The sequence below is a fragment of the Helcococcus massiliensis genome (assembly GCF_900258485.1).
In the GTDB taxonomy this organism is placed as follows: domain Bacteria; phylum Bacillota; class Clostridia; order Tissierellales; family Peptoniphilaceae; genus Helcococcus; species Helcococcus massiliensis.
In genome coordinates this window covers 21524-35079 of the sequence record NZ_OGVE01000002.1, presented here as the reverse complement: position 1 = coordinate 35079, position 13556 = coordinate 21524, and the positions used below count along the sequence as shown (strand labels likewise).

The window sequence follows — 13556 nt, the reverse complement described above, 5'->3', positions numbered from 1 at the left end:
TTTTTTCATAGAAAATGAAAAAGATTACATTAACAAATTTAGGATTTCATTTAATAATATAATTAAATGATGATTATTTAGAGGGAGGGAGTATGAAAGATTCATTTACTTATGAAGATATAATAATGACAATAATAGCCCAATCAGGGGAAGCAAGAACATATTCTATGGAAGCTATAAAAAAAGCTAAAACAAATGAATTTGACATTGCTGAAGAATATTTAAAAAAGGCGAACGATTGTTTTTTAGAAGCACATAAAGTTCAAACGCAAATGATACAAGATGAAATTAACAATAAAAAACATGAAGTAACACTTCTAATGGTTCATGCACAAGATCATTTAATGAACGCTATGACTGTTAGAGAGCTGGCAGAAGAAATTATTTCATTACATAAAAAACTTCAAAAGGATTAAACTTGAAAAAAATTTTAATCATATGTTCAGCAGGAATGTCAAGTTCTCTGATAACAAGAAAATTAAATGAAAAATTTAATATAGAAAAATTAAATTATATTGTAGAATCCACTTATTTATCTGAAAAAAATAATATTGAAGATAGGTGTTATGATTTAATTTTGATAAGTCCACAAATTAAAAGATATCGACAAACAATTATTGAAAATATAAAATTTGACAATTATATTTGTCTCGATATTCCAAGTGATCTATATACATTGACTGATGAAGCGGTCAATGGGTTGGGTGAATTAATTATGAATAATTTAAGTTCGAATGAGCAAAGTTATAAAAGAAATATATTAAATAAAAATCAAAAAGGAGGTAGTATGAAAATTTTGTTAGTATGTGCTGGTGGTTTTTCAACTAGTATATTGGTAAATAAAGTCGAAAAATGGGGAAAAGAAAACAACCAGGATATTGAAATACAAGCTGTAGGTAAATCAGCATATAGTGATGTTTGGGAAAAATATGATTGTATACTACTAGGACCACAAATTGGATTTGCTAAAGATGAAATACAATCAAACGTATCAATACCAGTAGAAAATATTGAACCTATGGTCTACGCTTTAGGTGATGCGGAAGCAATTGTTAAACAAGCTAAATCAATTATAAAATAGGAGGATAATATGCAAGAAGGATTGAGAAAATTTGCGAATAGTAAATTTATTGAAGGTCTAAGGAAATTAAGTGAAAAATTTACAAATAGTCCAGCTATGAGTACCATATCTACGGGGATGTCATCAAATATGGGAATTATTTTATTAGGTGCCATAATACAAATAATAGTTGCTTTAGCTGGATTAATATTTAAGATAACACCAGAAGATAGAATATATCAACTGTTATATATGCCATACAATTATACTATGGGTATTATAGCTATATTCATGGCATTTTCACTAGCTTATAATTATACTATAAAAATTAAAGCAGGATCACCTGTACAAGCAGGTTTTATATCAATTATCTGCTATCTCATAGTTGCTGCACCTATTCAAGTTGTTGCAACTGAGACAGGATCTATGAATGTGATAAATATTAATAATCTTGGAGCACAAGGTTTATTTGTTGCTATAATAGTGAGTTTAATTTCTGTAAGAATCACTAAGTTTGCACTAGATAGAAATCTAGTTATAAAATTACCTGATGTAGTACCAACAGGCGTTATAGAAGGTTTTAATGCGATTATACCAGGAGCTATAAATATAGTATTTTGGTATGGATTAACTATATTAATCGGATATTTATCTGGTGGGGTATATACATTATCTAGCTTAATTGTTGCGATTTTAGGTTATCCAGTTAAATATTTAGTAAGTCCATTAGGTATGGCTGTTATAATTTTGCTAGCTCAATTTTTCTGGTTTTTTGGAATACATGGTACAACCGTAATATTTTCTGTTATGTTGGTTCCGTTAATAACAGCATATACTACAAACTCAGAATTGGCAGCGCAGGGTTTACCTTTAGTATTTAGTTCTGTATTTTTATTTGGAGCTAACGGTGTGGTAGGTGGTGCAGGTAATACATTACCTTTAGTTTTAATGGGATTGAAAAGTGAATCTAAGCAAATAAAAGCTGTATCAAAAGCGTCACTTATACCTAGTTTCTTTAATATAAATGAACCTGTAATATTTGGTTTTCCAATAATGTACAACCCTATACTATTAATTCCATTCTTATTAGCACCAATTGTGTATATGGGATTCTTATGGTTAGCATATCACTTTAATCTAATTGCTTTACCTCATATATTAATTTTTTCTATTTTACCAATGGGGCTAAATACATTTATGCCAACACTAGATTGGAGAAATGCAATAATGCCTTTCTTAATGATACCTGTAATGTGGCTAGTTTGGTATCCATTCTTCAAAATATATGAAAAAGAGTTAATTGAAAAAGAATTATCAGAACAAGAACATAAATAGAAAAGTAAAAAGAAAGGAGAAAATATGTCACACACATTAGGAATATCAGTATATCCAGATTTAAGACCCTTAGATGAAATAAAAGAATATATAAAACTTGCTTCAAAATATGGATTCAAAAGAATATTTTCAAGTATGTTTTCAGTTGAAGGAAGCAAGGAGGAAGTTTTAGATTATTTCAGAGAATTAATAGAATACGCCCATGAATATAATATGGAAGTGGACCTAGATGTAAATCCAGGACTATTCAAAAGACTTGGTGCTTCAGAAGATGATCTATCAGTTTTCGCCGATATTAAGGTTGATGTCTTAAGAATGGATCTTAGTTATGGTGGGGAAAAAGATTATCAACTAGTAAAAAATCCTTATGGTATCAAAATAGAATTTAATTCATCTCCAAAAATTGTGAAAGGACTAGTTGATGCAGGTGCCAAAGGCGATGAATTTATGGTATGCCATAACTTTTATCCTCAAAGATACACTGGTCTTAGTTGGAATAGTTTTTTAGAAAAAAATAAAGAAATGAAGGAACTAACAAATGTAAATATAGGTGCCTTTGTAAGTTCTAATAATCCTGAAACTCATGGGGTATGGGATTCGAAAGATGGCTTGCCAACTGTTGAGAGATTAAGAGGTCTACCAATAGACTTACAAGCTAGGGTTCTATTAGCAACTGGTATGGTGAATGATATTCTAATTGGAAATGCCTATGCTACAGAAGAGGAGCTAAAAGCCTTATCTGAAGTAGTTAAAGATGATAACATAAACACAGAAAGACCAATATTAAAGATGTTGGTTGAAACTGGAACTATTAATCTAGACCAGCTAAAGGTGATAAGACTTAAACCTGAAATTTGCCCTGACATATCTGAAACAGAAAAATCTGTTATATTTGATTTTGAACCTCACATGTCTTTAGGAGATAATTCAGAATGGATGTGGAGATCAAGAATGTCAAGATTAGATCCTGACTTAGTTATAGAACCTAGAAAATATGATAAAGAATACTTCGAAGTAGGCTCTATAGTTATGGTTAATGACAATTATAAACACTATTCTGGAGAAGTTCAGATAGTCAAAGAACCTATGGAAAATGATGGTGAAAGAAACTATATAGGTAGAATTTCAGAAGAAGAAAAAATAATGCTAGAATTATTGGATGATATAAGCATTGTAAAATTTTTGAAGTAAGATGATAAAGGGACCCTTCGGGGTCTTTTCTATTTATTACAAAAAATTATTAATTTCATTTAAACATTACATACAAACCAAAGAATATATATGCAAAATAACCAAGTAATTAACGGCTATAAAATGGTTAATAATTTATATATACACTCATTATTCATTTGATAAATTTGTGATTAGATAACTATATATTGTATTGTTCGTAATATTACAACACTATATAAGCTTTAATTATGAAATCTCTTAATATACAATATAGTTAGTTTTAATTTGCTTATAGTTCATTTTTTAGTTAAAATTATATAATAATAATGTAAAAAATAGGAAGGGTGAAGTGATGTCTAAAGAGATTAATTTATATACCAATACAGGTTGTAGTAAATGCAAAATGTTAAAGAGATGGCTTGAAATGAAGGGTATATCTTACCAAGAGTTAAATATAGGTGAAGACGATAAGGCCCGTCAAAACTTGATAAATAAAGGGTATAGACAACTTCCTCAAATTGAAATTGATGGGGAAATAGTTGAATTTGTAGAATATAATGATATCTTAGAACACATTTAGGAGTTTGTGATGATAAAGACTGTTGTTAAAAGAAATGGTGAAGTAGTTGATTTCAATAAAGAAAAAATTATTATAGCAATCACAAAGGCTAACCATGAAACCGAGGAGATGTCTACCCAAGACATACTTGATAGTGCTAACCAGGTTGTAGAAGCCTTTGACCAAGATAGTGTTGATGTTGAAACAATCCAAGACAAGGTAGAAGAAGTATTGATGCTTAATAAGCATACCCGTACTGCTAAAGAATATATTCTTTATAGGGAAGAAAGAAAAAATGAAAGAAAAAGAGATATATTTAAACCTAGAAAAAATCTAAAACCATATGAATATCCAGAACTTGAAGCTTATAAAGAAGCTATCCAGCATTCATACTGGTTACATACAGAGTACAACTATACTTCAGATATCCAAGACTATAAGGTAAATGTAGAGAGCCACGAAAGAACAGCTATTAAAAATTCTATGCTAGCTATAGCACAAATTGAAGTGGATGTTAAAGAGTTCTGGGGAGACTTATACAAGAGACTTCCTAAACCTGAGCTTGCTAATGTTGGCCATACTTTTGCTGAATCTGAAGTTAGACATAGTGATGCCTATGCTCATTTATTAGAAATATTGGGATTGAATAATGAATTTGAAAAGATAGAAGAAATACCAGCTCTAAATAGACGTGTAAATTACCTAAGAAAACACAACGAATATGCAAGGACTGGAAATGATAGAGACTATGCTATTGCTATACTTCTATTCTCAGCCTTTATTGAACATATATCATTATTTAGTCAATTCTTAATAATTATGTCATTTAACAAGTATAAAAACTTATTTAGAGGTATTTCAAATGCTATTGAAGCTACTTCTAAAGAAGAACAACTCCATGGTGAGTTTGGTGTAGACCTCATAAATACTATAAGAGAAGAACGACCAAAATGGTTTGATGATGACATGGCTAAGGACATTTATGACCTTGTAAATGAAGCTTATGAATCAGAGCATGAAGTATTGGATTGGATTTTTGAAGAAGGTGAATTAGACTTTATGCCAAGATATACAGTAGAAGAGTTTATTAAAAATAGATTAAATAATTCTTTAGAAGCAATAGGCCTAGAAAGAATATTTGAAGTAGATGAAAAAGAAGTAGAAAAAACAGATTGGTTTGATGATGAAGTTGTTGCAACAAAACACGTTGACTTCTTTGAAAAGAGATCTGTTAACTATACCAAGAGATCAAGAAGCATCACAGCAGATGATCTATTTTAATCATTAGGGGAGACGAAGTGAGAAAAGATTTTTATTGGTTGACCGACAATAGCCGCCTATTCCTAAGTCGTGGCTATTTAGGTGAAGGACAAACCGCTGAAGAAAGATTAAGACAAATAGCTGAAGTGGCTGAAAGTAAATTAGGAATTGAAGGCTTTGCTGATAAGTTTTATGGTTACCTAGGCAAGGGATATTATTCCTTATCCACACCAGTATGGACCAACTTTGGAAATAATAGAGGACTTCCAATTTCATGTTTTGGATCCTATATTTCCGATGACATGGGTGGTATCCTATATTCATCAAGTGAAGTAGGAATGATGTCAAAATATGGTGGAGGTACTTCAGGTTACTTTGGAGATGTTAGAGGTAGAGGAGAGCCAATAACAAATAATGGTGTATCCTCAGGAGCTGTTCACTTTATGAAGTTATTTGAACAAATGACAGACACTGTAAGTCAAGGGTCTGCTAGACGTGGACGTTTTGCTCCATACCTACCAATTGACCACCCGGATATAGATGAGTTTTTAGAAATAGGTACTGAAGGTAATGAAATTCAAAACCTTAACCATGGGGTGACAGTATCTGATGAATGGCTATTAGGCATGATAGGTGGCGATGCTGATAAAAGAAGAACATGGGCTAAACTTTTACAAAGACGTGTTGAAATGGGATATCCATATATATTCTTTACAGATACAGTAAATAACAACAAGCCTGAATGGTACAAGGACTATCCAATAACACATTCTAACCTATGTTCAGAAATTGCCCTACCAAACAATGAAGAATGGTCATTTGTATGTAACTTATCTTCTATGAATGCCTTGCATTTTGATGAATGGAAGGATACCGATGCTGTAGAAACTATGATATTTTTCCTAGATGCAGTAATGGATGATTTCCTAGAAAAATTAGAAAAATTAAGAGATTCTGACCATAGGGAAGACCAAGATGCCTTCTACTTCATGAGAAAGGCCTATAAATTTGCTTTAGAGAATAGAGCTTTAGGTTTAGGTGTCTTAGGATGGCATTCACTATTACAGTTTAAAATGATTGCTTTTGAATCAGTAGAAGCTAGTTTATTAAATGAAAGTTTATTTAAAACTATAAGGGAACAAGCAGAAGAAGCTAGCCAAAAATTAGCTGAAAAATATGGTGAACCAAAGATGTTAAAGGGTAAGGGAAGAAGAAATACAACCTTGATGGCAGTTGCACCAACTACATCTTCAGCTTTTATCTTGGGACAAACATCCCAATCAATAGAGCCGATTTGGTCAAATAATTATGTAAAAGACGTATCAAAGGCTAAGGTTACTGTACAAAATCCTTACTTGAAAGAAGTATTGAAGAAGTACGGTAAAGACGAAAGAGAAGTATGGATAGATATAAGAAATCATGATGGATCTGTACAACATTTAGATTTCTTGACAGACCATGAAAGAGATGTGTTTAAGACCTTCTCAGAAATAAACCAATTTGAAGTTATAAACCAAGCAAGTGTAAGACAAAGATATATAGACCAAGGACAATCATTAAATATAATGGTTAATCCAAAAACTTCTGCAAAAGAATTAAACGATTTACACCTATATGCATGGGAAAATGGTATAAAAACCTTATACTACCAACACTCAACAAATGCAGCACAAAAGTTCTATCAAACTTCAGTTTGCTTAGCTTGTGAGGCTTAATAAATATTACAAATAAAAAATACAGGATAGAATATTCTATCCTGTATTTTTGCTTTTGTTCCTATAAACTTTCAACCAATCTTGTCATTTTGTGTTGTCTGTCTCTAATTGTTTTTTGAGCAGCTGACAATCTTGAGATTGGAACTCTGAATGGAGAACATGATACATAGTCTAAACCTAAGTCATCACAGAATGCTACTGAACTAGGTTCACCACCGTGTTCACCACAGATACCTAAGTGTAGGTCTTTTCTTGTTCTCTTACCTAATTTAACTGCATTAGCCATTAATTGACCAACACCTTTTTGATCGATAACTTGGAATGGATCTTTTTCAAAGATACCATCATCTAGGTATTGAGACAAGAATTTACCAGCATCGTCTCTAGAGAATCCGTAGGTCATTTGTGTTAAGTCGTTTGTACCAAATGAGAAGAATTCTGCTATTTCAGCAATTTCATCAGCTAATAAAGTAGCTCTTGGTATCTCAATCATGGTACCAATATGGTAGTTTAATGTGATACCTGTTTCTTCAAATATTTGTTCGATTTCCTTTCTTATTGAATCTGTAACAACTTTAAGTTCTCTTGGGTCACCTGCTAGAGGAATCATGATTTCTGGTTCTACTTCTACACCTAATTCTTTGCTTACTCTTAATGCAGCTCTAATAATTGCTCTAGCTTGCATTTGGTAAATTTCTGGGAAAGTGATAGCAAGTCTTAAACCTCTATGACCAAGCATTGGGTTAACTTCGTGCAATTCATCGATAGCTTTCTTTTGTTCAAGGATTGTTACACCTAATTCATCAGCTACAATTGCTATTTCTTCATCAGTATGTGGTAAGAATTCATGTAGAGGTGGGTCTAATAGACGTACTGTTACATTTTTATCTTCCATTACCTTATAGATTTCGTAGAAGTCATTTTCTTGGATTGGTTCTATCTTAGCTAAAGCTTTTTCTCTTTGTTCTTTTGTGCTTGCTAAGATCATTTCTCTAACTGCGTTGATCCTATCTTCAGCAAAGAACATGTGCTCTGTTCTACATAGACCGATACCTTCAGCTCCTAAGTCTAAAGCTTGTTGAGCATCATGTGGAGTATCAGCGTTTGCTCTAACTTTTAATCTTCTATTTTCATCTGCCCATTCCATGAATTTAGCAAATTTACCTGTTAATTCTGGATCTTGAGTTTCTATTTGACCATGGTAGATATTACCTGTTGATCCATCTAGTGAAATCATGTCGCCTTCGCCTAATACTAAATCACCAATTGTAACTGTTTTTTCTTTTTCGTTGATGTGTACTTCGTGAGCTCCGGCTACACAACATTTACCCATACCTCTTGCTACAACAGCTGCGTGAGATGTCATACCACCACGAGATGTTAAAATACCTTTAGCAGAGTCCATACCTTGTAAGTCTTCTGGGGATGTTTCTGTACGTGCTAAGATTACAGGTTCTTCTTTAGCATTTCTTAATGTAGCATCACCAGCTGAGAATGAAATATATCCGGTTGCTGCACCTGGAGATGCTGCCAAACCTCTAGCTACTGGTGTTGCTTTTGATAAAGCTTCTTGGTTAAAGGTAGGGTGTAGTAATTGGTCTAGGTCATTAGGATTGATCATCATCAATGCTTCTTCCTTAGTCCTTAATCCTTCTTCAACTAAGTCTACAGCAATATTTATAGCTGCTTGAGCTGTTCTCTTACCATTTCTTGTTTGTAAAATGTATAGGGTGCCATCATCAATCGTAAATTCTAAGTCTTGCATGTCCCTATAGTGTTGCTCTAATCTTTCACCTGTTTCGTGGAATTGTTTATAGATTTCAGGCATTTGTTTTTCTAATTCTGAAATATGACTTGGTGTTCTTATACCAGCAACAACGTCTTCACCTTGTGCGTTAATTAGGTATTCACCATAAAGAATATTTTCACCTGTGGAAGGGTCTCTTGTAAAGGCAACACCTGTACCTGAGTTGTCGCCACCGTTACCAAATACCATTGTTTGTACGTTTACTGCTGTACCTAAGTCGTGAGCTATGTCATTCATATTTCTATAGTATCTAGCTCTTTCGTTGTTCCATGATTTAAATACAGCTGCAACAGCATCTAATAATTGTTGTTCAGGGTCTTGAGGGAAATCATGACCTGTTTCTTCTTTGTATAATTCTTTATATCTTCTTACAACTTCTTTCAGATTTTCAGCTGGTATATCCTTGTCTAATTCTACTCCAGCTTTTTTTCTTTCGTCAGCCAAGATTTCTTCGAATTTTTCAACATCTAATCCTTTAGATACGTTGGAGAACATTTGGATAAATCTTCTATATGAGTCGTATGCAAATCTTGGGTTGTCTGTATGTTTAGCTAAACCTTCAACTGAAACGTCGGTTAAACCTAAGTTCAATACTGTGTCCATCATACCTGGCATTGATACAACCGCACCAGATCTTACTGAGAATAGTAGAGGATTGGTATCATCACCAAATTTTTTACCTACTTTTTCTTCAGTTTTCTTGATGTTAGCTTCTATTTCTTTTACTAATTCGTCCCAAAGTTGTTCGCTTTCGTCATAGTATCTGATACAAGCTTCAGTAGATACTGTAAAACCAAATGGTACATTTATTCCTAGCCTGGTCATTTCAGCTAAGTTAGCACCCTTACCCCCTAGGAGGGTTCTCATATCTTTGTTACCTTCATCAAAACTATAAACATATTTCTTCGCCATCTTATTTTGACCCCTTTCTTGTTTCCATAATATTTTTTATTTTTTCAGAAGTTTCTTCTATCGACATATGAGTTACATCGAAATGTGTACATCCAAGTTGCTTTATAACATTTTCGGTATATTCCAATTCTTGTAGAACTCTTTCCTTATCAGCGTAGCCAGAATCATGAGGTATACCTAAAGATTTCAAGCGTTCCTTTCTTATTTCTACCAACCTATCCGGATTGATGGTTAGGCAAATAATACTTTCAGGATCTATTTGAAAAATTTCTTGAGGTAGCTCTATTTCTGGGATCAAGGGAAGATTGCTTACCTTGTATCCTAGGTTTGACATATAGATTGATAGGGGAGTTTTAGATGTTCTAGAAACTCCAAGTATCACTATGTCTGCTTCTAAAATAGACTGAGGATTGGAACCGTCGTCATTCAAAATAGCGAAGTCAACAGGGTTATTTTCCAAGCTATTTTTAATTACTAGTTCAATATCTTCTCCCTGACTTATTTTAGAAAATACGCTTGTCAAGAATTTGTATACAAGATGGTAGACATCTAAATGTTTAATATCTTTTTCTATACACTGATTCTTCGTATACTCGGCCATTAAATTGTCCTCGAAAGCATAGTATAAGATTTGATTATCATTATAAAACTCAAAAGCGTGCAAGTCTTTAATATCATCAATCTTATCGAAAATCTTGATATTCGTTTGCTCTTCTTGTAAAAAGAAATTTTGTATTAAAATATTATTAAATGTCTTTGAATTTATATCTGACAATACCCAAACCTTTTCATTACGCATTTCAAACTCCAAAATTAATATCCTTATAATTAGTATTATAACAAAATTTATAGATTTGTCTATTAAAAACAGAAAAATGATAACTATTTCATAATAATATTATTCTTTGATTAAATCGACTATGTCTTTTCCTTAAATTAACAAAAAGTAAAAAAGTAAAAGGATTTCACATCATATAAAAATGCTAAATAATTGAGTGAATAAAAGTATTGGAAAACAGCTAGTTTTCTTGACTATAAGCTCTATAAATAATATAATTACAGATAATATAATTTTAGGTCAAACACGATATTTGGAGGAAAAATGAGAAATTTAGATAAAAACTATAATCCTAAATCTTATGAAGATAGGATATATAGAGAATGGGAAGAAGGGGGATACTTTACACCTGAAGTAGATAAGTCTAAGGAGCCCTTTACAATAGTCATGCCTCCACCAAATGTTACAGGTAATCTGCATATGGGGCATGCTCTTGTTTCTACTTTACAAGATATAATGATTAGATATAAGAGGATGTCAGGATATTCAACCTTATGGTTACCAGGTACTGACCATGCTTCTATAGCTACAGAAGCGAGAGTGGTTGAAAAAATAAAAAATGATGGAAAATCTAAAGAAGAATTAGGTAGAGAAGGATTTTTAGAAGAAGCTTGGGCTTGGACCGAAAAATATGGTGGAAATATAAATAAACAATTGAGAAAATTAGGAGTTTCTGCCGACTGGTCTAGGTCTGCTTTTACCTTAGATGAAAACCTTTCAAAAGCTGTAGAAGAAGTATTTGTGAATATGTACGATGATGGTTTGATTTACAAAGATAAGAGAATCATTAATTATTGTCCTGTATGTAATACTTCATTATCAGATATTGAAGTTGACCACGAAGAAAATGAAGGTAAAATTTGGTATTTTAAATATCCATTAAAAGATTCAGATGGATTTTTAACTATAGCTACAACAAGACCTGAAACTATGCTGGGTGACTTGGCAGTTGCTGTAGATCCTACTGATGAAAGGTATGAAGATTTAGTTGGAAAGACTTTAATCTTACCTCTAGTAGGAAGAGAAATACCTATAATAGCAGATGATTACGTTGATAAAGAATTTGGTACTGGAGCTGTAAAAATAACTCCATCCCATGATCCTAATGACTTTGAAGTAGGTAGGAGACATAATTTAGGTCAATGTGTAGTTATAGAAAATGATGCTGTTATATCAGAAGGCTATGGTAAATTTTCTGGCTTGGACAGATATGAAGCTAGAAAGTTAGTTGTAGAGGAATTAGACAAACTTGGATTTGTAGAAAAAATTGAAAAAATCAATAACTCAGTTGGACACTGTTCAAGATGTGGTACTGTAATTGAACCTCTATTGTCAGACCAATGGTTTGTAGCCATGGAAAGTCTAGCTAAACCAGCCTTAGATGCTTATAAAAATGGTGAACTGAAAATCATTCCAGAAAGATTTGGAAAGATATATGTAAATTGGTTAGAAAATATTAGGGATTGGAATATCTCGAGACAATTATGGTGGGGACACAGATTACCTGTATACTACACTGAAGATGGTGAAGTAATAGTTTCTAAAGAAAAACCTGATGAAAAAGTATATGGAAAGGTAACAAGAGATCCGGACACACTAGATACCTGGTTCTCATCAGCCTTGTGGCCATTTTCAACTCTTGGTTGGCCAGATGCCGATTCAGAAGATTATAAATACTTTTTCCCAACCAATGCCTTGATTACAGGATATGACATTATCTTTTTTTGGGTGATTAGAATGGTATTTTCTTCCTTATATAATACTGGAAAGCTTCCATTCAATACTGTTTACCTAAATGGTTTAGTAAGAGATGCCCAAGGTAGGAAGATGTCTAAGTCACTAGATAATGGTATAGACCCATTAGATGAAATTGATAAATATGGGGCAGATGCTTTAAGGATGAACCTAGTTTCAGGAAATACTCCTGGAAATGATATGAGATATATCGATGAAGAGGTTAAAGACAAGAGAAACTTTGCTAATAAGTTATGGAATGCTTCTAGATTTATCTTTATGAACATGGAAGAAGATAAGACTTATGAGTTAAATAGAGATAAGTTAACCATAGAAGACAAGTGGATTATTTCAAGGATAAATACCCTAGCTAAAGAAACCAATAGACTTTTAGACCAATATGAAATGGGAATAGTTGCAAGTAATCTATATGAGTTCATTTGGTTTGAATTCTGTGACTGGTATATTGAGTTTGTTAAAAATAGATTGCATGACGAAGGTGAAGACAAGGACAATGCCTTAGGAGTTTTATTATTTGCTTTAGATAAAATATTAAAACTTTTACACCCATATATGCCATTTATTACTGAAGAAATATATTCATTCATACCTGGCAATGACGAATTAATCATACTAGCTGAATACCCAAGATATTCAGAAGAAAATGCATATGAATATGAAGAAAAGTCTATATCAAAATTGATTGACGCTATTACTTCTATTAGGTCAGAGAAAAAAGACTTAAATGTTCCAGATAAAAAAGAAACAAAGTTGTTTATTAGTACTGCTAATGAAGAAACCAAGAAGATATTCTCAGAATTATCTGCAAACTTAAAATCATTAGCTAAGGTAAATGAAATTGAAATTATCGATGAAAATTCAAGTTTAGAAAATGTAGCAACTATAGTTAAAGATGATTATAAATTATACTTATCTTTAGAAGGACTAATCGACTATGAAAAGGAATTAGCTAGATTAGAAAAAGAAAAGAAAAATATTGAATCAGAACTTAATAGGGCTAAAGGTAAATTAGCAAATGAAAAATTCACTTCAAAAGCTCCTCAAAAATTAGTTGAGGCTGAAGAAGAAAAAGTAGAAAAGTATTCTAAGATGCTCACAGAAGTTGAAAAAAGTATTATAGAAACAAAAAGTAAATTATAATT

At 32.3% G+C, this 13556-nt stretch carries 10 protein-coding genes; 8 read left to right on the top strand and 2 right to left on the bottom strand.

What is annotated here, in order from left to right:
• Positions 1-92 precede the first annotated feature (92 nt).
• From C4Q29_RS01850 to C4Q29_RS01820, 7 genes are all read left to right on the top strand, one after another.
• The gene (locus C4Q29_RS01850) at positions 93-416 is read left to right on the top strand and encodes a PTS lactose/cellobiose transporter subunit IIA (protein ID WP_103981133.1); all 324 of its coding nucleotides are present in this window, start codon (positions 93-95) and stop codon (positions 414-416) included.
• 2 nt (positions 417-418) lie between these two features.
• Positions 419-1081, top strand: a complete 663-nt coding sequence (locus tag C4Q29_RS01845; protein WP_103981132.1) for a hypothetical protein — start codon at positions 419-421, stop codon at positions 1079-1081.
• A 9-nt stretch (positions 1082-1090) separates the two neighbouring features.
• Entirely contained in the window at positions 1091-2395 is a 1305-nt protein-coding gene (locus C4Q29_RS01840) for a PTS sugar transporter subunit IIC (RefSeq protein WP_103981131.1), read from the top strand.
• Between the two features lie 24 nt (positions 2396-2419).
• Positions 2420-3586, top strand: a complete 1167-nt coding sequence (locus C4Q29_RS01835; protein WP_103981130.1) for a MupG family TIM beta-alpha barrel fold protein — start codon at positions 2420-2422, stop codon at positions 3584-3586.
• Between the two features lie 334 nt (positions 3587-3920).
• On the top strand, positions 3921-4148 hold the full coding sequence (locus C4Q29_RS01830; RefSeq protein ID WP_103981129.1) for a glutaredoxin family protein: 228 nt from the start codon (positions 3921-3923) through the stop codon (positions 4146-4148).
• Positions 4149-4157: 9 nt separating this feature from the next.
• On the top strand, positions 4158-5408 hold the full coding sequence (locus tag C4Q29_RS01825; RefSeq protein WP_103981128.1) for a ribonucleotide-diphosphate reductase subunit beta: 1251 nt from the start codon (positions 4158-4160) through the stop codon (positions 5406-5408).
• Between the two features lie 17 nt (positions 5409-5425).
• On the top strand, positions 5426-7102 hold the full coding sequence (locus C4Q29_RS01820; RefSeq protein ID WP_103981127.1) for a ribonucleoside-diphosphate reductase subunit alpha: 1677 nt from the start codon (positions 5426-5428) through the stop codon (positions 7100-7102).
• Positions 7103-7163: 61 nt separating this feature from the next.
• Here the strand turns inward: C4Q29_RS01820 and ppdK are convergent, their stop codons facing one another.
• Together ppdK and C4Q29_RS01810 are read right to left on the bottom strand one after the other, a co-directional pair.
• Positions 7164-9821, bottom strand: a complete 2658-nt coding sequence (ppdK, locus tag C4Q29_RS01815) for a pyruvate, phosphate dikinase (RefSeq protein WP_103981126.1) — start codon at positions 9819-9821, stop codon at positions 7164-7166.
• A gap of 1 nt (position 9822) precedes the next feature.
• Entirely contained in the window at positions 9823-10620 is a 798-nt protein-coding gene (locus C4Q29_RS01810; protein ID WP_103981125.1) for a kinase/pyrophosphorylase, read from the bottom strand.
• Between the two features lie 303 nt (positions 10621-10923).
• Here C4Q29_RS01810 and C4Q29_RS01805 point away from each other — a divergent pair, with 303 nt between their 5' ends.
• Complete coding sequence (locus C4Q29_RS01805; protein WP_103981124.1) at positions 10924-13554, top strand: valine--tRNA ligase; 2631 nt, start codon at positions 10924-10926, stop codon at positions 13552-13554.
• The last annotated feature ends 2 nt before the right edge of the window (positions 13555-13556 follow it).